23 protein-coding genes are annotated in these 22051 nt (G+C 47.9%); 13 read left to right on the top strand and 10 right to left on the bottom strand.

All coding sequences use genetic code 11. The features are described from left to right. Positions 1 to 9 precede the first annotated feature (9 nt). The 6 genes from MKY42_RS30490 (at position 10) to MKY42_RS30465 (ending at position 6690) form a co-directional block, all read left to right on the top strand. Positions 10 to 1068 carry an ABC transporter ATP-binding protein gene (locus MKY42_RS30490; RefSeq protein WP_339847086.1) on the top strand — a complete coding sequence of 353 codons (1059 nt, stop codon included), beginning with the start codon at positions 10 to 12 and terminating at the stop codon, positions 1066 to 1068. Between the two features lie 120 nt (positions 1069 to 1188). Beyond that, on the top strand, positions 1189 to 2946 hold the full coding sequence (locus MKY42_RS30485) for an adenine deaminase C-terminal domain-containing protein (RefSeq protein ID WP_339847084.1): 1758 nt from the start codon (positions 1189 to 1191) through the stop codon (positions 2944 to 2946). 241 nt (positions 2947 to 3187) lie between these two features. Then, the gene (locus tag MKY42_RS30480; RefSeq protein WP_339847081.1) at positions 3188 to 3925 is read left to right on the top strand and encodes an HAD family hydrolase; all 738 of its coding nucleotides are present in this window, start codon (positions 3188 to 3190) and stop codon (positions 3923 to 3925) included. A 341-nt stretch (positions 3926 to 4266) separates the two neighbouring features. Next, positions 4267 to 4746 carry a DNA starvation/stationary phase protection protein gene (locus MKY42_RS30475; RefSeq protein WP_339847079.1) on the top strand — a complete coding sequence of 160 codons (480 nt, stop codon included), beginning with the start codon at positions 4267 to 4269 and terminating at the stop codon, positions 4744 to 4746. 129 nt (positions 4747 to 4875) lie between these two features. Continuing rightward, the gene (locus MKY42_RS30470) at positions 4876 to 6081 is read left to right on the top strand and encodes a nitric oxide synthase oxygenase (protein WP_339847076.1); all 1206 of its coding nucleotides are present in this window, start codon (positions 4876 to 4878) and stop codon (positions 6079 to 6081) included. Between the two features lie 141 nt (positions 6082 to 6222). Beyond that, entirely contained in the window at positions 6223 to 6690 is a 468-nt protein-coding gene (locus MKY42_RS30465) for an NUDIX domain-containing protein (protein ID WP_339847073.1), read from the top strand. Positions 6691 to 6727: 37 nt separating this feature from the next. Here MKY42_RS30465 and MKY42_RS30460 read toward each other — a convergent pair whose 3' ends face one another. After that, positions 6728 to 7999 (bottom strand): MFS transporter, encoded by a 1272-nt coding sequence (locus tag MKY42_RS30460; RefSeq protein WP_339847071.1) that lies wholly within the window; start codon positions 7997 to 7999, stop codon positions 6728 to 6730. A 256-nt stretch (positions 8000 to 8255) separates the two neighbouring features. Here MKY42_RS30460 and MKY42_RS30455 point away from each other — a divergent pair, with 256 nt between their 5' ends. Genes MKY42_RS30455 through MKY42_RS30440 form a run of 4 tightly spaced genes read left to right on the top strand, consistent with a single transcriptional unit; the run spans position 8256 to position 12039 of the window. Then, positions 8256 to 9365 carry an ABC transporter ATP-binding protein gene (locus MKY42_RS30455; RefSeq protein ID WP_079695543.1) on the top strand — a complete coding sequence of 370 codons (1110 nt, stop codon included), beginning with the start codon at positions 8256 to 8258 and terminating at the stop codon, positions 9363 to 9365. Beyond that, on the top strand, positions 9355 to 10188 hold the full coding sequence (locus MKY42_RS30450; RefSeq protein WP_090903382.1) for an ABC transporter permease: 834 nt from the start codon (positions 9355 to 9357) through the stop codon (positions 10186 to 10188). Before MKY42_RS30455 ends, MKY42_RS30450 begins: the two co-directional genes overlap by 11 nt. Next, positions 10163 to 10969, top strand: coding sequence for an ABC transporter permease (locus tag MKY42_RS30445; protein ID WP_064641797.1), 807 nt, complete (start codon positions 10163 to 10165; stop codon positions 10967 to 10969). The genes MKY42_RS30450 and MKY42_RS30445 overlap by 26 nt, the downstream gene beginning before the upstream one ends. Beyond that, a complete protein-coding gene (locus MKY42_RS30440) occupies positions 10966 to 12039 on the top strand; it encodes an ABC transporter substrate-binding protein (protein WP_110000634.1) in 1074 nt (357 codons plus the stop codon). Before MKY42_RS30445 ends, MKY42_RS30440 begins: the two co-directional genes overlap by 4 nt. Before the next feature lie 617 nt (positions 12040 to 12656). On the opposite strand, the gene MKY42_RS30435 is transcribed toward MKY42_RS30440, so the two are convergent. Beyond that, entirely contained in the window at positions 12657 to 13157 is a 501-nt protein-coding gene (locus MKY42_RS30435; RefSeq protein WP_076287481.1) for a hypothetical protein, read from the bottom strand. Positions 13158 to 13346: 189 nt separating this feature from the next. Then, the gene (locus tag MKY42_RS30430) at positions 13347 to 14390 is read right to left on the bottom strand and encodes an AraC family transcriptional regulator (RefSeq protein ID WP_339847058.1); all 1044 of its coding nucleotides are present in this window, start codon (positions 14388 to 14390) and stop codon (positions 13347 to 13349) included. 134 nt (positions 14391 to 14524) lie between these two features. Here MKY42_RS30430 and MKY42_RS30425 point away from each other — a divergent pair, with 134 nt between their 5' ends. Continuing rightward, the gene (locus MKY42_RS30425) at positions 14525 to 15157 is read left to right on the top strand and encodes an NAD(P)H-dependent oxidoreductase (RefSeq protein ID WP_090903386.1); all 633 of its coding nucleotides are present in this window, start codon (positions 14525 to 14527) and stop codon (positions 15155 to 15157) included. A gap of 91 nt (positions 15158 to 15248) precedes the next feature. Here MKY42_RS30425 and MKY42_RS30420 read toward each other — a convergent pair whose 3' ends face one another. The 3 genes from MKY42_RS30420 to MKY42_RS30410 all read right to left on the bottom strand — a co-directional run bounded on the left by MKY42_RS30420 (position 15249) and on the right by MKY42_RS30410 (position 17894). Continuing rightward, positions 15249 to 16250, bottom strand: coding sequence for a cation diffusion facilitator family transporter (locus MKY42_RS30420; RefSeq protein WP_339847054.1), 1002 nt, complete (start codon positions 16248 to 16250; stop codon positions 15249 to 15251). A gap of 199 nt (positions 16251 to 16449) precedes the next feature. Then, a complete protein-coding gene (locus MKY42_RS30415; protein WP_339847051.1) occupies positions 16450 to 17220 on the bottom strand; it encodes a class III extradiol ring-cleavage dioxygenase in 771 nt (256 codons plus the stop codon). Next, positions 17220 to 17894: an alpha/beta hydrolase-fold protein gene (locus MKY42_RS30410; RefSeq protein ID WP_339847049.1), complete on the bottom strand. Its 675-nt coding sequence runs from the start codon at positions 17892 to 17894 to the stop codon at positions 17220 to 17222. Before MKY42_RS30410 ends, MKY42_RS30415 begins: the two co-directional genes overlap by 1 nt. Positions 17895 to 18119: 225 nt before the next feature. Between MKY42_RS30410 and MKY42_RS30405 the strand changes: the two genes are divergently transcribed. Together MKY42_RS30405 and MKY42_RS30400 are read left to right on the top strand one after the other, a co-directional pair. Continuing rightward, the gene (locus tag MKY42_RS30405; protein ID WP_339853166.1) at positions 18120 to 18485 is read left to right on the top strand and encodes a glyoxalase superfamily protein; all 366 of its coding nucleotides are present in this window, start codon (positions 18120 to 18122) and stop codon (positions 18483 to 18485) included. A gap of 71 nt (positions 18486 to 18556) precedes the next feature. Next, on the top strand, positions 18557 to 19105 hold the full coding sequence (locus MKY42_RS30400) for an XRE family transcriptional regulator (protein ID WP_090903392.1): 549 nt from the start codon (positions 18557 to 18559) through the stop codon (positions 19103 to 19105). Positions 19106 to 19317: 212 nt separating this feature from the next. Here the strand turns inward: MKY42_RS30400 and MKY42_RS30395 are convergent, their stop codons facing one another. From MKY42_RS30395 to MKY42_RS30380, 4 genes are all read right to left on the bottom strand, one after another. Continuing rightward, positions 19318 to 20037, bottom strand: a complete 720-nt coding sequence (locus tag MKY42_RS30395; RefSeq protein WP_090903393.1) for a 3-ketoacyl-ACP reductase — start codon at positions 20035 to 20037, stop codon at positions 19318 to 19320. Between the two features lie 84 nt (positions 20038 to 20121). Then, positions 20122 to 21024, bottom strand: coding sequence for a DUF4097 family beta strand repeat-containing protein (locus MKY42_RS30390; RefSeq protein WP_339847046.1), 903 nt, complete (start codon positions 21022 to 21024; stop codon positions 20122 to 20124). 2 nt (positions 21025 to 21026) lie between these two features. Beyond that, positions 21027 to 21620 (bottom strand): DUF1700 domain-containing protein, encoded by a 594-nt coding sequence (locus MKY42_RS30385; RefSeq protein ID WP_339847044.1) that lies wholly within the window; start codon positions 21618 to 21620, stop codon positions 21027 to 21029. Continuing rightward, positions 21613 to 21942 (bottom strand): PadR family transcriptional regulator, encoded by a 330-nt coding sequence (locus MKY42_RS30380; RefSeq protein WP_076287486.1) that lies wholly within the window; start codon positions 21940 to 21942, stop codon positions 21613 to 21615. Before MKY42_RS30380 ends, MKY42_RS30385 begins: the two co-directional genes overlap by 8 nt. Positions 21943 to 22051: the final 109 nt, after the last annotated feature.

Genomic DNA, 22051 nt, shown 5'->3' with positions numbered 1-22051 from the left:
CAGAACGCTATGGCATTGCTGACATTGGATCGCGTATCGGTGGCTTACGATAACCAGACGATCCTGAAGGATTTTCAATTGGAGCTGGAAAAAGGTAAGCTGCTCTCCCTGCTCGGACCGAGCGGTTGCGGTAAAACAACTACGCTGCGCCTCATCGCCGGATTCCTGGAAGCAACACAGGGCAAGTTTATGTTCGGCGGCAAGGATTACACGAAGGTTCCGGTAAACAAGCGGAATTTCGGATTTGTATTTCAGAGTTATGCGTTGTTCCCGCATCTGTCTGTCTATGACAACGTGGCCTTCGGCCTGCGGATGCGCAAGGTAAAAGATAAGGATATTTCTTCACGTGTAATGCGCATCCTTGAAGTGGTGAACCTGAACGGCTTCGAGAAACGCTTCCCGCAGGAACTGTCGGGTGGACAGCGTCAGCGTGTGGCGATTGCCCGCGCACTCGTCATTGAACCGGATTTGCTGTTGTTCGATGAACCACTCAGTAACCTGGATGCCAACCTGCGGCTGAACATGCGGGTGGAGATCCGCCGGATTCAGCAGGAACTGGGCATTACGACACTTTATGTCTCTCATGATCAGGAGGAGTGCTTCTCCATCTCGGATCAGGTAGCGATTATGAACAAAGGCGTAGTCGAGCAGCTCGACCGCCCAGAGACGATTTTTAAATACCCGGCCACGGAATTTGTAGCCCAATTTATCGGCTTCCACAATTTTATTGAATTCGCAGAGCGCAGTGATGCAGGAGAGATGATCACGCTGAAAGCGGGTGGTCGTTTGTTCACGGCAACAGCGCATCCCGGAACAGCACGTCCCGGTGCACGCAAAGGTGCGATTCGCCCGGATGATCTGATGGTTAGTGGAGATACCTCCGGGGACATGGCAAATGCTTTGCCAGGGATTATCAAAGTAAGCACGTACCTTGGACGCAGTTATCAGTACGTCATTGAGACAGAACTGGGCGACTTCACAGCCAATCAGGAGATGGAGACACCTTATCTCAGCGGACAGCGGGTTAATCTGATTTTCCCGCAGGATAAACTTGTTCTTGTGGAATAGCAGCAGGAAGCAGAAGCAGCAAAAGAGGTATTTTATCAGCTGAATCCAGAGCAATATAGCTAGTTGTAGCTGCTGCTCTGGATCGCTGTAAGATGCTCATGAAGAAGGAGATTATGCCCCATGCGTGCAGATCAACTAATTAAGAATGTACATGTGTATAACAGTTATTATAAACGATTCGAAATGAACAACGTGGCTGTACTGGACGGTAGATTTATGTATGTTGGGCCAGGCGGACCGGAGATGATTGAAGCCGATGAAGTGATTGATGCACGTGGACGTTACATGATTCCGGGCCTTATTGATATTCATCTGCACATTGAGAGTACGATGGTGACACCGACAACCTTTTCCCATGGCTTGATCCGATGCGGGGTAACGTCCATTGTGGCGGAACCGCATGAGATGGCGAACGTGTTTGGGCTGGAAGGTGTGCAGGAGATGATGTCGGCCAGTCGCGAGACAACGGTAGACATGTTCTACGCCATCCCAAGCTCCGTTCCGGCGACGCCGATGGAAACAACAGGTGGTTCAATTGAAATCGAAGACATGGATGTGCTGCTCGCTACTGGCGAGATCATCTGTCTGGGTGAGATCATGAACTATGTGGACGTCATCCGTGATCCGGAATGCAAGACCAACCAGATTCTTCAGCATATTCGCAAAAACTATCCAGATCTTGTGATTGAAGGTCATACACCGAAATTGCTTGGGCTGGATCTGCACCGACTGATCTATGCGGGCATCGATTCCGATCATACACATCAGAGTATTGAAGGCTTGCAGGCGCGAATTGCAGCAGGTATGTTCATTGAAATTCAGGAAAAATCGATGACGCCAGAAGTTATGGAATATCTGATTCAGCATGATGTCGCTCAGCATTTCTGCTTCGTAACGGACGATGTTATGCCGGATTCGCTGGTGGAACGGGGACATCTGGATCATATCGTGCGTAAGGCCATTCGGATGGGTATGCGCCCGGAAGATGCGATTTACGCTGCAACCTCAACCCCTGCATCCCGGATGAAAATGACCGATCGCGGTAGCATTGCCCCAGGCAAAGTGGCGGACTATGTGCTGCTGTCCAACTTAGATACACTTGCAGTAGAGCAGGTATACAAAAATGGCCGTAAAGCTTATGACGACTACGAACCGTACAAGCAGGACCGAATTAGTGGACAGTTCCCACCTCACTTTTACAAGAGCGTACAATTGGATCTGCTGGGAGCCGAGGATTTTGCAATCCGTTTGTCTGATCCGAAGGTGAATGGGCAAAGTATAGCATCAGACTCAGACGCACAGTTATCTGAAAATGGTTTAAACAACTGCCGGGTTATGATGGTGAAGGATGGTTCAACCTTTGTGGAAGAGCATATTGCACAGGTCCAGGCTGCGAATGGTGAACTGCTCTGGGAAGAGAGCGAATATGGACAGATTGCGACCTTTGAACGTTATGGAGTGAATGGTAATCGGGCACATGGATTGATTGGTGGAGACACGATCAAGCGAGGTGCCATTGCGACAACATATTCACATGATAACCACAACCTATTGGTCGTAGGGCGCAATCGTGAAGATATGATCTTGGCAGCTAACACGGTGATTTCGAGTCAGGGTGGGTTCTGTGTGGTGGAAGACGGGAAAGTGTTGTCCCATCTCGAACTTCCTGTGGGTGGCATTTTGACGGAGGAACCGCTGGCGGTGGTGTCACACCAAGTAAAAGAGCTCCGTGCAGCGATGTTGTCTCTTGGTTACGTGCACTATAACCCGATCATGTCCATCAGTACCCATTCCCTTGCGGTAAGTCCGGCTCTGAAAATTACCGATCACGGCCTGATTGATGTGAATGCAGGCAAGGTTGTTCCGTTGATACTTTAATTCGAATACACACATTTTGTGATGTATCTCCAATTAGATTGTTGATCGTGAATTAATGTTAAATTAAAAAATTGGTGACACCCCATCTCACTATCATCATGTTGTGAGACGGGGTGTTTTTTTTGTGCAGGATCAAACAGAGAGGAATTGGAAGTGATTCATTATTTGGACGAAGCAAATGAATACATATATAGTAAGAAGAGAATGTTCGGAGCCAACGCCAGGAGGATAAGTAGCATTTATGAAAAAATTAAATAAAACAAAAGCCATCTTTTTCGATGTAGACGATACCCTGTATGACCACTTGCAACCGTTGAAAGGAGCACTACAGGAGGTTCTTGGTTTATCAGATGATTTTCCGTATGATCAGGCATACCATCGCTTCCGTTATTATAGCGACTGGCTGTCTGCCCAAGAAGACTTGTCTGCTGTACCCGAACCCGAAGCGGTGGAACGGATGCGTTATCGCAGATTTGAGCTGACCATGGAGGAATTTGGATATCCCCTACAACCGGGGCAGGCTGAAGAACTGCAAGCACAGTATTTGAGTAGACAGTTTCAGATTCAGCCCTTTGATGGAGCATATGAACTTATCCGAAGACTTCTTGCAGAAGGGCATGTGGTGGGATTAATTACCAATGGAGAAGGAAAACATCAGCAGCGGAAGCTCGAAGCGCTGGATGTACTCAGTCTTATTCCCGAGGAACGCATTTTCATATCGGGTACCCTTGGTTACGCCAAGCCGGATCGCAGATTGTTTGAGCATGTAAGCAGGCAGACGGGATCGGATTCCGGTTCCAGTTATTACATCGGCGATTCCTGGCGCAATGATGTTGTCGGTGCAGTGGATGCCGGATGGAAAGTGATCTGGTTCAACCATCGTGGTGCTTTGCCAGAATCAGAGCATCAGCCACATCATGTAGCGCGCAGTTATGAAGAGGTAAGCCGTATCCTTACATCCGAGTTGATTCAACAATAAAGCGTACGCTATGTGCGTTGGTGCAGTCCTGACCCTCCATGAGGATTAGGGCTGTTTTTTGTTATATACGACGTGAGGATTGTTATTGTACATCGGTGAAAATCGAGGTATAGATAATGTGTGTAAAGGTGTTTAAAATGGTCTTCCTACCCAAGCCAAACATGAAGCGTAGCTTCATGGAATCTTCATTCGAAAGAGTAGGCTAAAGCCTTCACAAAGGATATGGGCAGTGTTATAATTAAAACAAGATTTAGATTAAGTCTAAATTAAAAAAACCGAAAGCAAGTTAAATGACGTTATCAAAATCAAAACTATATCGTATTCGAGAGGGGATAAATTCCATGAGCACAATCCAAACTAGAAACAATACTTTTGCAAACCACGCCACTGAACTTCAAGAGGTCCTGAACCGCCAGATCGCAGGTTGGTCTGTATTGTACACCAAATTGCACCACTTCCATTGGTATGTGAAAGGTCCTCATTTCTTCACACTTCATGCCAAATTCGAAGAGTTATATAACTTGGCTACGGCGAATATGGATGAAGCTGCAGAACGTCTGTTGGCCATTGGTGGACGTCCGGTCGCAACGATGGCTGAACAACTACGGTTGTCACCTATTGAGGAAGCACAGGGACAGTTGTCGGCTGAAAAAATGGTAGAAACCGTAGTTGCTGATCTGCAAGCGATGGTGGGTGTTATTAACCAGGGTATTCAAGCAGCTGGCGAAGCTGAAGATCATGCGACCGAAGATATGTTGATTGGATTCACCGCAGTATTGGATAAAGAGGTCTGGATGTTAAACGCATTTCTGGGCAAATAAGCTAAGTTAGCATGCATCCTGAACAAACGATATGTAGAGTCCGTGAACAAAGTGCCCGTTCGCTTACAAATCCGGTGTGCTTGCCGTATAATGATGGCATTCAAGATGTATAGATTGGTGGAGTGAATAATGCGGACAGACCTGGATGAACTGCGGGAAGAAGCTGAACGGTTTATATATAGATGTTATGAAGAGCTGGGCCATTCGCGTGAAGACGCGCAGGCCCGGCTTGTTGCCGTTTTGAACGAGATTGAGCACACAGGCACATATGTGCATACTGCGGATGAATTGGAGCATGGCTGTAAAATGGCATGGCGGAACAGCAATCGCTGCATCGGGCGGCTATTCTGGGATAAACTGCGCATCGTTGATGCACGTCATGCAGATACGGTTGGAACGGCAGCGGATGCTGTGATGACGCACATCAGAGCGGCCTCCAACAAAGGGAAGATTATTCCCATGATTACGATCCTTCCACCTGATGGACCGAATGGAGCCCCCGTGCGAATCTGGAATCACCAGTTGATCCGTTATGCCGGATATGAGACGACGGAAGGCATTGTAGGTGACCCTGCATCCGTTGAGCTCACGAAGACAGCAATGTCGCTTGGCTGGCAGGGGGAAGGTACGCCTTATGATGTGCTTCCATTGATTATCCAGGCTCAGGGACAAGCTCCCGAGTGGTATCCTGTGCCCGAGGAAGACATCGTGGAAGTGAGGATTGAACATCCGGAACGTCCAGAAATTGCCGAACTGGGCATGCGCTGGTACGGTGTGCCGATGATTGCCGATATGCGGCTGGAGATTGGTGGCATATCCTATCCGGCAGCACCATTCAACGGCTGGTATATGGGGACTGAGATTGGCGCACGCAATCTGGCGGATACGTTTCGGTATAATAAACTACCAGCGGTAGCGGCAGCACTTGGCCTGAATACGTCGAGTGAAACGACACTTTGGAAGGATCGGGCTCTGGTAGAGCTGAATGTAGCTGTGCTTCATTCGTTCAAGAAGGCAGGCGTCAGCATTGTGGATCATCACACGGCGGCAGCGCAATTTGCTCTGTTTGAGCAGCGAGAAGAGAAGGCCGGGCGTGAACTGACAGGTGATTGGGTCTGGCTGATTCCACCGGTGTCGCCGGCGACGACGCATATTTTCCACAGTTCCTATCGCAATGAGATTGTGAAGCCTAACTTTTTCTATGGAGATCATTCCTACACACTGGATACACAGAAAACGGAAGCTCAACGGATGGACGGGGGAAAACAACAACCTGAGGGGGATCGTCAGTCCCAGCCTGAGAATTCACCTATGAAATGCCCGTTTGCACACTAATGTGCGAGCGGGTTATTTTTGCTGTGTTTTCTTCAAAGCACAGGCTCTAAAATAGGAAATAAAGCTGAATATTATTTCTCTATATGGGAATTAATTGAACTTCTATAATGAGGATCATGACTTAATATAGGAGGATTAGCTATGGGCTATATTGAATCGCTTCGAGAAATGGTTGGCAATGCACCCGTTATTCTGGTGAGACCGAGTATTTTGATATTGAATAAATCGGGTGAAGTTTTGTTGGTTCGACATGTGGATCATACCTGGGGAGTACCGGGTGGATTTATGGAGTTGGGCGAATCGGTGGAAGAGTCGGCGAGACGAGAGGTCAAAGAAGAAATTGGAATAGAGATCAAGAAACTTGATTTGTACGGCGTCTTTTCGGGAAAAGAGTTATATACGAAATTAAGAAACGGACATGAATATTATAATGTGGTTATTGGTTATATTTGCACAGAGTTCGAAGGTAAGTTGAAGCCCGATGGGGTGGAAGTTCTTGAAGCGAAGTTTTACAAGCCGACGGAATTACCTGAGAACACAGACCCTTATTTAAAAAGTAAAATCGAAGAAAATGCACTACATATCGCAGCGCTATTGGGTAAAAAATGATTGGAGGCTGCCCACTGATGTGGGCAGTCTTGTGCATCTACACACGTTTCGATCTGTAACGGCTGCGCATCACTGCCTGAACGGCAATGGCAGCGGCGATCAGAAGCAGATTGAACACAAACACGGTATACAGCGATCCACGCTCCACAAGCAGAGCAGCCACCAGAGGGGATACGATGGAACCGATCTCTGCCACAGAGACAATTTTGCCTATGACGGAGCTCCTACCCTCGTCCGGGATATGATCCCCGATATGAGCAAAGAAGGAATCCATGTAACATGCTCCGCCTACACCGCCGATCAGCATGCCCACGTAAACCAGCACATACGAAGATGTGCTCAGAAAAACGACCACTTCGATACCAATCATCAGCATACCGAACATACAGAGCAGCAGACGATCACCCATTCGATCAGACAGGTAACCTGCCACCGGAGCAGCCGCGAGTGTAGAGATACCAACGACGGTAAAGGCCAGACTGATCGCAAACGGGTCCCAGTGCATGATATGAGCGGCATACAACGCAAAGTAAGTCAGAAACACGGCATAAGCGCTCATCTCCAGGAAATGGACCGTGCCGTAGCCTATAAGTTGCTGCCGCCGGGTAAGTCCGGTGGACGGTTCAGGAGTGATTGGGCTAGGAGTAGTGTTTACTGGAGAAACTGTATAGTCGGCAGGCGTTTGCGTTGGTTTAGCATCCGTTGGAGACTTGCTTAAGTCGTGGCCATCCGCCACATTTTCAGATACAGGATTGGACTTTCCTGCTGTCTTCATCCCCATTGCCGCAACCACAGCCATCAGGCAGCACACGGTCACGAGTAAAAAGGGCACCGATAACGGCCAATGCAACGAGAGCCAGCCGCTGATGACTGGACCCAGCACCATGCCCCCGCCTTCACTGCTGCTGATATAACCGTTGTACAGCCCCCGGTTGTCGACATTCCCCTCATCCCCGATGATGGAACGCACGACGACGGTAAGTCCGGTAGAAGCGAGCCCTTGCAGCAACCGCAGCAGACCGAATACGAGCGCCGCAGAAGATACAGCGAAACCGCCCATACAAACAGCGAGCAGCAGCAGCATGGCAATAAGTGCCCGCTTGCCCCCAATTTTCCGATAGAGTGCCGCAGCGGGCACCCCGCCAATCACTTTGCCGACATAAAACAGTGCAAAAATAACCCCCATCATCCAGCCGGACAGGCCGAATTCCTCAATAAACAGAGGGAACAGAGGCAGGATCATGAAACCGCCCATCTGACTCAGAAAACAAATGATCATCAGCAAAGGCAGGTTACGGCGGATATCCACCAACAGGCCTCCTCTCACATGACTTGATCCGAAATCCTCATGAAATCGCTCTACATGGATGCGTAGATATCGACATATACCCGTAATGTATGCTGTATTTGTGAGAATAAGAAGAAATAACACATGGCGTTTACATCAAAACCATTGCGGATATAGCTGAATCATATATAATAGATGGGATTTGTAATGAAGCATGCATGAAAAGAAGTGTACAGGCTCAACGTATACCTCAAGTTTAAAGGGGGCGAAATGAAGCATGTCAGAACAACAACCGATTATCCGGTTCGACCGGGTGACCCAGCAATACGATCAGGATGAAGCCGTATTGAAGGAAGTCAGCTTCGAGATTGAGCGGGGTAAATTTTATACGCTACTCGGCCCGTCAGGCTGCGGGAAAACAACGATATTGCGCCTGATCGCCGGCTTTGCGGAGCCGACACAGGGCAGTATTTATTTTAACGGTGCACTGATTAACCAAGTGCCGGCTCACCAGCGGCAGGTGAATACCGTATTTCAGGATTACGCGTTATTTCCACATTTGAACGTATTTGAGAACGTAGCTTTTGGTTTGCGGATCAAAAAAATGAAAACCGCTGAAATTCGCGGCAAAGTGCTGGAAGCACTCAAGTTCGTCAATCTCTCCGGTTATGAAAACCGTGAAATTGGCGAAATGTCTGGCGGACAGCGGCAGCGTGTCGCCATTGCGCGGGCGATTGTGAATGAACCCGAGATTTTGCTGCTGGACGAGCCGCTCTCGGCGCTCGATCTGAAACTGCGGACCGAAATGCAGTATGAACTGCGTGAGCTGCAACAACGGCTCGGCATTACGTTTATTTTTGTCACGCATGATCAGGAAGAAGCCTTGGCGATGTCGGATGAGATCTTTGTCCTGAACGGCGGCGTCATTCAACAAAGCGGTACACCGAATGATATCTATGATGAGCCGATCAACCGTTTTGTGGCGGACTTTATTGGTGAATCGAACATTGTATCCGGCAAAATGAAGCAGGACTTTGTGGTGGAATTCGCTGGCGCAGAGTACGAATGTGTCGATCAGGGTTTGCAGCGGGACGAGCCTGTGGAGATTGTGATTCGTCCAGAGGATATGGAGATTACAACCGAGGAGCAGGGCAAGATGCAGGTCAACGTGGACTCTCAGCTGTTCCGTGGGGTGCACTACGAGATATCGACCTACGATGATGCGGGTAATGAGTGGTTGGTGCATTCCACCAAGAAAGCCGTCGTAGGCGCTCGGATTGGACTGTATTTTGACCCGGAAGCCATCCACGTCATGCGCTTTAACGAGACGGAAGAAGAGTTCGATAAACGTCTGGAAGCCTACCAAGAGGCCGTTCATGCAGACTAAGGCGAGTACACGCAATGCGTATCTGATTCCATATGTATTATGGATGGTGTTGTTTGTAGTTGCTCCGGTTCTGCTGGTGGTGTATTACTCGTTCTTCGATGTGGAAGGCCATTTCACGTTGGGTAACTACGCTCGGTTCTTTACACCTGTTTACATGCAGATGACCCTGAGCTCGTTCTGGTATGCATTTCTGATCACGGTGTTCTCGCTGTTGGTATCGTATCCGACGGCGTATTTACTGACTCGTACAAAGCACAAGCAGCTGTGGCTGTTGCTTATTATTTTGCCAAGTTGGATCAATCTGTTGTTAAAAGCGTACGCCTTTATCGGCCTGTTCGGCACGTATGGCTTGACCAATTCCCTGCTTGAAGTGGTGGGCATTGGCACACAACAGATTCTGTTCACCGATTTCAGTTTTATCTTTGTCTCGGTGTACATCTTCATTCCGTTTATGATCCTGCCGATCTTCAACGCGCTGGAAGAGATGAATCCGTCGCTGATCTATGCAGCACGAGATCTTGGGGCATCGTCATGGCTGACGTTCCGCCGGGTTATCTTCCCGTTGACGCTCAGCGGTGTGAAATCCGGCTGCCAGGCCGTATTTATTCCGGCGCTATCCTTGTTCATGATTACCCGCCTTATTGCGGGGAACCGAGTAATTACGCTGGGAACAGCGATTGAACAGCATTTTCTCGTCACCCAGGACTGGGGGATGGGTTCGACGATTGCCGTCTTTTTGATTATTGCGATGGCGATCATTATGTTCCTGACTGGATCAGGCAAGAAGGAGGTGCGTAATGGGAAGAAACGGAAAGCTGTCTAACGTCTATCTGGCCGTTGTATTCGCCATCCTGTACGCACCGATCGCGTATCTGATCTTCTATTCCTTCAACAGTGGCGGGCATATGCGCGGCTTCGAAGGGTTTACATTGGAATGGTACAGGGAAGTATTTGCCGATACCCGGCTGCTGATCATTGTACTCAATACGTTTATTATTGCGCTCTTGTCCTCGGCGATCTCGACGATGCTCGGTGTGGCAGGGGCACTGGCGATCTATCATGTGCGGCGTAAACGGACCAAGAATACGTTGCTGTCACTCAATAACGTGCTGATCGTTAGTCCGGATGTCATCATCGGTGCATCCTTTCTGATTCTGTTCACCATGATTGGCATTAAGCTTGGATTCACTTCGGTACTGTTGTCTCATATTGCATTCAGCGTGCCGATTGTCGTAATTATGGTACTGCCAAAGCTTCAGGAGATGAGTCCGACATTGATGGATGCAGCGCGCGATCTGGGTGCTGGATCATGGCAGATCCTGACTCGTGTCGTGCTTCCATACGTTAAACCAGGCATTTTTGCCGGATTCTTCATGGCATTGACGTACTCGCTTGATGACTTCGCGGTAACATTCTTTGTTACGGGTAACGGATACTCCACGCTCTCTGTGGAGATTTACTCTAGAGCAAGGCAGGGCGTGTCACTGTCCATCAATGCGCTGTCGACCCTGCTGTTCCTGCTGACAGTGCTGCTGGTGGTTGGGTATTACTTCATTAACCGCCGTGCCGCGCGTACGCCTGCGGGAAGGGGGCTGCGTCCATGAAGCAACTGGTTCGGACATTTGCAATTGTATTTGTGGCTGCCTTTGCCTTGATGATTCTCGCTTCGTATCTGAACAAGAGTCAGGGATATTCCGGCGGCAACACGCTGACGATCTACAACTGGGGCGATTATATCGACCCCGATTTGCTGAAGGAATTTGAGCAAGAGACTGGCATCAAGGTGATCTACCAGACGTTTGATTCGAACGAAGCGATGTTAACCAAGATTGAGCAGGGCGGAACGACGTTTGATGTAGCGATTCCTTCCGAGTATGCGATTAGCAAAATGAAAGAGGAAAACCTGCTCATTCCGCTGGATCACAGCAAGCTGCCCAATCTGAGCAACATCGACTCCCGGTTCATGGACCTGTCCTTTGATGAGGGCAACAAGTACTCCATCCCTTACTTCTGGGGAACGGTGGGTATTGTGTACAATCCTGAACTGGTCGATGGGTTAACATTTGAGAGCTGGAACGACCTGTGGGACCCACGTTTGAAAAATCAAATCCTGCTGCTCGACGGTGCCCGTGAAGTCATCGGCATGGGGCTGAACAGCCTCGGGTATTCGTTGAACGATACGAACGAAGATCATCTGCAGGAAGCTTTGAAGAAACTGTCCACCCTGACGCCTAACGTCAGAGCGATTGTCGGAGACGAGATCAAAATGCTGCTGGCAAACGAGGAAGCGGCGGTCGGACTCGTATGGTCCGGTGATGCGTCAGAAATTATGGATGAGAACGACAAGCTGGATTACGTGGTTCCGGAGGAAGGCTCAAACCTTTGGTTCGATAACATGGTTATTCCGAAGACTGCCAGTAATATTGAAGGCGCTCATCAGTTTATCAACTTCATGCTGGACCCGGATCATGCGGCTCGTAATGCTGAATATGTCGGGTACTCTACACCGAACGCCAAGGCATTGAAGCTGCTGCCAGAGGATATTTCCGAGGATGAGCGATTCTATCCAGATGAGACACTGACGGGTAAGCTGGAAGTGTACAATAATCTGGGCAAAAAAATGCTCTCGCATTATAACGATTTGTTCCTTGAATTTAAAATGCATAGCAAATAAGCGGTACGGCAAGGAAGGTGTTTGTCAAAATGCCAGATACATGGCTATGTTTAGAACGGATAGACTGCCAACAAGTACCTGCATAGAGTCCCGAAAGGGACTGTTCTTTCGCTCAAAGCGCTAACGAATCTACCGCACTTTATTGGGCTGATTTCCGAGGGTTACGAATGCTAACGAACTTCAGCGAAGCTATTCTTTATAAAAATGGTGTTTAAACGGTAATAAGCCGCGGCTTAGACAGAATAGCGTCTCTCTAATTCGTTAAAACTTCAATCAGCATAAATCACCGCCAATAGCGTGTGTAAAGTTCGTTAGAATAAATAGGGGTGCAGCTCGTCATTTCAATTGAATGACGAGCTGCACCCCTATATTTTTTTACCCTGCCTCAGAGCAAAAGCACATGTCAAATTTTTTTTCGTGTACACGTTAACGGAGGGGACAGAACAAACGAAGGAAGCGAAGCGTTCGCCTAAAAGCTTTCTGAAAGAAAGCTACTTCGAAAGCATACGCTTATCCCCGGATTTTCCCATTCTAGATGGGATTCAAAAAAATCTGGGGATAACAGCGATCCGAAGTTGTTCTGTCACCGCAGTGGTCAAGTGTAAACGACATAAGATTTACATGCGCTTTTTGCGACCCACAATGATCCATGCCCCGCCCATAATCAGCACAATGGCCACGAACGGCTGGACAAAGGACAGGCTGTTCAGCATCGTGCCAATCGACATCACGGAGAAGAATAACAATGAGATAACCGTCAGAATGTTGATCGGAATCAGCAACCATTTGTTACGGCCACCGAACCAATACAGTTCAAACAAACCTACTGCTACCGCAAGAATGAAGCCAGGCCACATCGTGCTCCAGTTACCGAAGAGCATGGCGATCTGGCTGACAATACCTGCCGTAAGCAAGATGCCACCGGGCACCAGCAATCCAATCCCTCGTCCAATCATGGAGAAATACAGCCAGTGGAAGAATAGCCCCAGTGGAATTACAAATAGGGTGGGCCAGAACGTGGCGAAGATTGTACCCGGACCAAGTGAACCTCCCTGGTTCAAAATCAGGTACACGCCGAGCAAAATAAGCACAGGCGCAAGGATGGTGCGTTTAGCCATGATATCTCTCCTTTTCAATACAAGATCAATTCCCGAACAATCATGGAGTATGTATTCTCGTTATTCACAGCATACCATGAACCGCAAGAGGGTATCCTCGGTCTTTGGAGTTAAACTTCACCTAGACTAAAGTCTAGGTTCAAAACATGTAATCACTAATCCCCTTAGGAGGATTGGATTCGGGATTATTCAACTACGGGGCTGCATGGGCTGCTTGAGGCTCAAACGGTATTGCCCGGGCGTCTGTCCGGTCCACTTTTTGAAGGCATTCTGAAACGCGCTTTGCTCCGAAAAATGTAAGGCATACGCAATATCCCCCACGGAATAGGTTCCTTTCTGCAAATATCGCAATGCCATTTCCTTGCGTACCTGAACAGATATCTCATGAAACGTTGTATCTTCTTCACGCAATCTGCTCTGAAGTGTGCGAATGCTCACGCCCAGATACTCTGCGGTGTGTTGTAATGTGGGAAAGAAGGTTGGTAGGCTCTCCATCATCCACCGACTTACTTTGTCAGAGAATGATTGAGATGAATGAAGCTCATCTTTGCTTTCCTGAGCCATGGTTTCAAAGACCTTCAGCATTCTTGCATCCGAATATAATACGGGCTGATCCAGAATGTCTTTGTGCATTCGCAGGAGTGTACGGGTAGCCTCGAATCGCGGCTCTATTCCGAACATGCCAACATAAGGAGACAGATCGCCTGAAGCAGCAGGGGCTTGATGACTAAACTGTACCTCTTTTAACTCCACCCGGCGATTCGCTAGTTTGCTGATCAAATACACCATTGAGACAGCCATATCTTCCACACAATGACGGGACATCTGCTTCTCCGAATGTTGCAAAGACAATTGAAGGATCAAATCCGTTCCGGCTACTTCCCAATCGAGATTAAATCCACTATATAGAATGATGTTATATCGTTGATAAGCAGCGAGTGCATCTCCAATCGTCTTGGAATGCATCATGACGTAACCGGGAAGTCCCAGGTCCGCGAAGTCCAGCAGTTGTCCCTGGTTCAATCCAAAATACAGATCATCCGAGTATCTCGCAGCATACTGCATAATACGTTCTAACTCTTCAACTGGAATACGGGCTTCCGGATTCTGCATCATAGCAGGATCTAAGCTGACGTACTCGAAAAACGCTTCGGATTCGTACCCTTTGTTCACCAGCGTCTTCATAATCGGATACAACATGGAAATGGACACACCGTGATTATGGTTGTTCATGCTACCCCCTTTTGCGCGAATCAGCAATGTTTCGGCGCCGTTGATCATTTGTTTATGTATGCGTTCATTCTATGCTTGTGATATGCCAGCTTCTTCAGCCTTCATGAATATGATTATACAGGAGGAACAGATGTATGAAATCAAATATTCTGGTGATTAATGGCCATCCTGATCCGCAAAGTTACTGCAAAGCACTATCGGAAGCCTATGTACAAGGAGCACGGAAATCAGGCAGTTCTGTGGAACTGATCGACCTGAGCCATATTCAGTTTAATCTCAATCTTCAGTACGGCTACCGTCAGCGGACAGAATTGGAACCTGATTTGGTGAGAGCTCAGGAATTGATTCGATGGGCGGACCATCTGGTGTTTGTATATCCGACATGGTGGGGTGTGATGCCCGCTATTTTGAAAGGGTTTATTGATCGGGTATTTTTGCCTGGCTTCGCGATGAAAGATCGGGAGAACTCGCCTCTGTGGGACAAATTGCTGAAAGGAAGGTCTGCCCATATCATTGTGACCATGGACACACCACGCTTGTACAATCGATTCATTTACAGACATGCAGGGCACCGGGTCATGAAATCCAATGTTCTCAAATTCTGCGGGATCTCCCCAGTACGTGTAACTGAGGTTAGTCCAATTAAAGGCTCCACTGAGGCATTCCGTCTGAAATGGCTGAATAAAATGATGGAGATGGGCATGAAGCAGGGTGGCAGAAACATAGCCCGTGATAGTCAGTCAGTGAATTCCAACCAACAAGTTTAGCGCAAGCTTTAGCAGCCATGTAGTTTGCTATGTAAAGAAGCCCACTCCGCAAAGAGTGGGCCTTTTTATATTATGAAAACAGGGTAATACCCTATTTCACCGCATCCGAATGCTTCTTGCCCCAGCTGTTAACGCCATCATCTTCGATAATCGAGATGACTGCATCGGCGATGTCCGGATCTGTCATTAACTTTTCCTGGATACGGAACTTGATATCATCTGCATCGGCAAGACTCAGTCCTTTGGTCAGTTCAATCAGACCCTCGACGTGGTAATAACGACCTTCCTGAATAATGCGCATCATCTGGATATCTGCAACATGAGAGTCTGCCAGAATGGTCTGGGATACTTTATCCTCAACATCCTGTGGAGCCGCTACCCCAATCAATCCGATCATATTGTCATAACCGACACGGAAAGCGACAGCGATCATCAGGCATCCAATGATCGTCGTCACGATTCCATCGAGCAATGCAAAATTGGTCAGTGCAATGACGACGACAGAGACCAGTGCAAGTGTAGCACCGAGTACCGCTACAATATCTTCGTAAAATACAAGCCGTGTTGGCGGTGCGGCGCGTCCTACATTTTTGATCGCAGCAGGGAAAAGGGCGAGGCCTGACGCTTTGGGCGCGCGTGCTTCGTGTAGAATTTCTTTCATCGCTTTGATCAAAATGGCTCCATCGATCACAATGTTAAGCACCAGCACGCCGATGTTAATCCAGATACCGCCGGAATGAGCAGCCGGATGCAGTAACAAGTGAATCCCTTCATGGATCGTTTCATACGCCATAATGGTAACAACGATAACGGCAATCATACAGAAAATGTTGATGACTCGCCCGAATCCGGTCGGAAAGCGGCGTGTAGGTTTTTTCTCGGACAACACACTCCCGACAAAGACAAACCCTTGGTTGATGGCATCGGCCAAAGAGTGCATCGCCGAGGCGAACATGGCGCCACTGCCACTGAATAGAAAGGCTCCTCCTTTGCACAGTGCAAGTACAGCATTTCCTGCCATCGCTACGGCCGAGGATGTGTTTCCCTTTTTGACGAGAGACATCAAGCTCTCAGACTTTGGTTGTTCAGCCACTTCGAATGTTCCTCCCAGAAAGATGTGATAGGTGTAGAAAGAGTATTCCTTAATTACAGCTTGGTCATTTCCACTAAATGTTATTATAGCTTGCTTTACAACTCCCAGCATTATGCAAAAAAGGTCATATCACTACAAACACCCGTGCGAGTTCGCACGAGTGTCTGGTTATTTTTATATAAGGTGTTATATCAATCGATCAATCAAATTTCCAGCATGACAGGCTCAGGTTACCATACTGATAGGCTTTGAACAGAAGGGATGCCTGCTTGTTCTGATCTCCTGCACCCATGGCGAGCAGCAATGGTACAAAATGCTCTGGCGTAGGCACGGCTGCTTGGGCTGATGGTGCCAGTTTATCATATGCGAAGAGGGACGTCGTATCCCAGCTTACCAGCTTGTCTTGCAGCCAGTTGTCAAACGCCATCGCCCAAGGGTCAACGCCTGCGCTTTCCCAGTTTAACTGACGCAGGTTGTGTACCGTTCCTCCACTGCCAATGACGAGAACATCCTGCTCACGCAAAGTAGCCAGCGCTTGTCCTACCTGATATTGCTGTTCATTGGAAAGATAACGATTCACGGATAAAGCAACGACCGGAACGTCCGCATTCGGATAGAGTAGACGGAGGACGACCCATGCACCGTGGTCCAAACCACGAACGGAGTCACTTTCTACCGGAATACCAGCATCTGCGAACAGGCGCTGGATTTCCGCTGTTGTCTCTTCGTGTCCCTGAGCAGGATATTTGATCTGATACAGCTCGGGCTGGAAGCCGCCGAAATCATAGATGGTCTCGTAATTGGCTACTGAAGAAACCAATTGAGTTGTAGATTCCCAGTGAGCAGAGAACAATACGATCGCTTTGGGTTTCGGCAGTTCCTGTCCAAGTTGTTGCAGAAACTCAGTGTAGGCATTTTCTTCCAGTGCGAGTGATGGTGCACCGTGAGCGATAAACAGGGATGGCATCATTATGAATTCAGTCCTTTCGGGTCTTCGGCAGCCAGCTTGGCATCCGTCCGAAGCCATTGTTGAAATTGTTGATATAAGTCGGGGGTGACTTGGTGTCCACCGTGATATGGAACATACGTAACGTTATGGGTATGTTCACGGAAGAAGCTGGCGTTATCTTCGCCAAGTTGCAGTGGGAAGAGGTGATCCTGATCGCCATGCGATATAAATGCAGATAACTCCGAGTTGGGCTGTATCTTGTATTCGTCTTTTACAAATTGCGGGATGTAACCACTCATGGCTATAATTCCCTTGATTGCATCTCCCATGATCAGCGAGAGTGTCATCGCCATAATGGCTCCCTGACTGAATCCGGCGATGTAACGCCGTGCGGGATCAATAGCATATTGGGCGGACAGATCAACCATTAGCTGCTGCAGTGCCTGAACAGAGGCGTCGAACAACTCACGGACGGGATTGCCAATGCTTTTAATTTGAAAATAGGCGTAGCCGCTCCCCTGAACAATAGGCCCACGTACGGCGACGATAATAAAATCGGACTGAAGAGGCTCCATTAAACGAAGCATATCCTGTTCATCCGAACCCATACCATGCAGGGCAAAGATAACGGGATATTGTTGTTCTGTATTGTAATCGGAAGGAAGCCGAACCTCGTAAGTCATTGAATAATTCAATGCAAACACCACCTGATAAGAAATAGGTATAATCAAAATAAAGTTCACTAATATGAAATTAATATTCTTATATATGAACAAAATTTATCATGATTCCATTGTAGGGTCAATATTTTTTTTGTATTATGAAAATATGTTCCGTATAAGGAATCTATAATGCTCTATACGATGTATCAGGCGGATCGCCAAAGTAATCCACATATTACTTTCAAGGACGTGATCATTATGCTCAGCGGAATTGTACCTATTCTAAGGATATTTGATGAAGACAAGGCGAAAGAGTTCTACCTGGAATATCTGGGTTTTCGAATGGATTGGGAGCATCGGTTTGAGGCAGATTTGCCGCTATATATGCAGGTATCTCTGGATTCCATTCAATTGCATCTATCCGGACATCATGGCGATTGTACGCCTGGAACGGCTTTGCGAATAGAAACGGACGCACTCGATTCATTATGTGAGGAGCTTAATCGGAAAAAGTACAAGCATTCCAGACCTGGCATTACCGACACGCCGTGGAATCTAAGGGAAATGACAGTGATTGATCCATTTGGCAACCGGATTGTTTTTTATGAACCTAACGCAGAATAAGATGAAGTAATGAATATTCAGTTCGGGATATACAGATCGGATATACAGATCAAAAAGGGGGAGATTGCAGCATGGATATTGGTCTAGCCATTCGTACGATCCGCAAACAAAAACAGATCACCATCATGCAATTGTGTGAGGGTACGGGGCTGTCCAAGGGATTTATCAGCAACGTGGAAAATAATAAAACATCACCGTCCATCGCGACACTCGAAAGTATCGCGGATTATCTGGAAGTGCCACTGCCATACTTGCTGCTGTCACCGGAGCAGCGGATGAACGTGGTGCGCAAGGATGAGCGCAAGGAGACGACTGCCGGAAGTGGGCAGATCAAAGTACAGCATCTAACGGCCAAGGGCGCCATGCGCATGTCCATTGTGGAGCTGCCAGCAGGTGCATCGACTGGAGTTAATAAGCACGCCGGAGAAGAGAGCCATCTGGTTCTGCAAGGCCGAATTCGCGCAGAGCAGTGTGAGGATGTAGAGATTCTGGAAGCGGGGGATTCATTCAGCTGGAATGCCATCGTTCCCCACGAAGTAACCAATATTGGGGATGAGCCGGCGGTAGTGCTGATCGCCGTATCCAAGGAGCTGGATTTGGACCATTTGTGGAACGCATAAGCAGAGGATCGTGGAATGGAGAAGTAACGCTGCATTAATCATAAGGGTAGAGAATCAGCATGATGAATCGTATTCGGACACGATGGCAGCTGCTGAATATGTAAAAGGCCGCCCAGAGGTTTCTCGGGCGGCCGGATGGCGACGGAGTGCATCATTAGAAATGGTTGCTTCCGTCATTCATTGTTCTTTATAAATGGTCGGACTACTCCTGCTTACTGTGGATTAGTTGTCCAGATGCCTGCAGCTTTAACAAATACACGGTCCGACAGCTTGAGCGTCGCCAAAGCCAGTTCAGCTACGTCCTCCGCTTGCATCATGCGGTCTTCGTCACCAACTTTGAGTCCGGCATTGGTTGCCAGCTCCGTGTTCACTGTACTTGGTGTTAACGCAGTAACCCGGATATTGGATTTGCGCACTTCCTGCATCAGGGATTCGGTCATGCCGAGCAGTGCGAATTTGGAAGCACAGTAAGCTGAGCCTGTAGCAAATCCACGCTCGCCTGCGGTGGATGCGATGTTGATAATGCTGCCGCTGCTTTCCTTAATCATGCTTGGCAGAACAGCACGAGTTACATAGTATGTACCCATGACATTAACATGCAGGATACGTTCCCACTCTTCCGGGTCCATGTCCAGCAGTGTGCCGAAGCTTGCAATGCCCGCATTGTTGATCAAAATATCGACTGCGCCAAGCTCCATCTCAATCGCAGCTACGGCTGCTTCAGCCTGCGTACGATCGGAAATATCCGCAATGGCGCTGGTTACTTTTACACCATATTCCTGGCTCAGCGATTGCTGGAGAGCTTCCAGATCGGAGGCCGTCCGAGCGATCAGTCCGAGATGTACACCTTCCTTGGCAAGTGCTTCAGCAATGGCACGGCCAATACCTTTACCGGCGCCAGTGATGACAGCCGTTTTATTTTTAAGTTCCATGTGGGTAACTCCTCCTTAGAATTGGACTAGCACTTAATTATACTATATTACCCACAGTTCGAATATTTGCTTCATCATGATTTATTAAGATTGTTTGATTTTGATACTGCCTGAAGTGGTGCGAGCTTTGATAACCTCACGGCTTACCATGGGGGAATCAGGTATATTTACATCACCGGAAATGGCCTGTGCGTCGTAAATGCCATCAAAATCAGGCGCCGCCTGTATGGAAATATCCCCTGACTGTCCCGATACATCAATGGGACCGGAGACTTCTTGCTCGATCTTCACACTGCCGGAAGTGAACTTAACATTTGCAGCACCGTTCAATTGCGTAATTTTGGTATCTCCCGACTGTACACTTTGGGTCACATCACCATCAATGCCATTCAGCGTGAAACTTCCGGAAGTTTGTTTGACTTCCATATCTCCCGCAATTGCCGCTGCTTTAATATCTCCTGAAGTTAGATCGAGTTGAATGGTTGGTACGGTAATATCCTGAAGGTGAATGCTTCCAGACGTATTATTAAGGTCCAAGGTATTGGCATGCAGACCCTTCAGATCCAGATCGCTGGAAGAAGAGGTGATATTAACTTCATCCAGCTGATGTCCTTCAGGTAGCGCAACTGTGATCGTTTGCTGCTGATTATTCCAATAAAGGGTGAAAAATTGCAAACGCAAACGCGCTTCCTGGTTTAACGTAAAGGTTCCATCCTTGATCGAAGCCTGTTTAAAAACTTCAATTACGGCCGGATCCCACTTTCCGTCGACTTCAATGTAGCCATTGGAATCCGGACTGACAACGAATTCAATATCTGCGCTTAAGTTGGCATTCATCATGATATTGTGCAGCTCATCATTTTTGAATTCCCAACGTTTGGAGTAAGGTTCTCTCTTGTCTCCGAACTGAACTCCGTAAATGGAGGTTCCGAGCAAACCGATGCCGATACATAGTATGGCTAAAGCGATCCATTTTTTGGTGCTCATGACTAGACATCATCCCCTTTCATCGTCTTTTGATTCCATCTTATATACTGAAGAGTGATTGACTTAAAGGATTTAAACACCGATTTTGTCGCAATGGCGAATAGAATGCCTATACCGAATACTCCAATCGAAACGAACAATTCAGAATACTCGAAATGGCCGAGATATAAGAAATCCACAGCAGCAGCAACCGGGGCTAATACCAGCAGCGATAAACTGGCAATGGTGAGCCATACCGACCACAGAGTCAATCCTAGCGGAATGGCCAACATGATGTTCAGGAAAAAAAGTCCGATGGCTGTGAAGAAGTTGCGTGCAGCTCGATTTCCCTTCTTTTGCTGTGAACGCATTTCTTCGAATGTTGGCGCATAGAACGGATCGGATCCAGGCGTAAGTGCATCATACCGATCACCTAACGCTTCTTTGGCAATCTCGATCGGATGCCCCAGTTCCCGTGCAATCTCTTCTTCCGGTCTTCCTTCTCTTAATCCCATCTCAAAATGCTGTTCATAATCAGCGAGCAATTCGGCCCGTTCCAGCGGGTCCATCGGTCTTAGATGAATCTCCATGGCCTGCATGAATTGTTGTCTATTCATTGGGGGTACCTTCCTCTATAAGATTTGCGACATTGCGCACAAAACTATTCCATTCATTCGTGAGAGTCTTCATATAATCCCGTCCGGTATCAGACAGTTTGTAATACTTACGTGGTGGGCCTTCACTGGATTCCTGCAGGTAAGTCGTACAATAGCCGTCATTGACCAACCTTCGCAAAAGGGGATACAGCGCACCTTCCGCCACTTCAATATGCTGGGATACAGCCTGAGCCAGTTCGTAGCCGTAACGATCCTGGCGGTTGATCAGCACGAGGACGCATAGTTCCAGCACCCCTTTTTTGAATTGAATATTAACATTCACTTGGGTTCCTCCTTGTTGCTCTCTATCCAATCACTAGTGTGTATTGTTCAGTAGTCGTGAATTCATCATAGCATCCGGTACTGTTTAATGCAAGGTAGTGATTTTAAAA

Origin of the sequence: Paenibacillus sp. FSL W7-1088, assembly GCF_037969855.1 — a bacterium.
GTDB lineage: Bacteria > Bacillota > Bacilli > Paenibacillales > Paenibacillaceae > Paenibacillus.
This window is presented reverse-complemented; position numbering and strand designations above follow the sequence as displayed.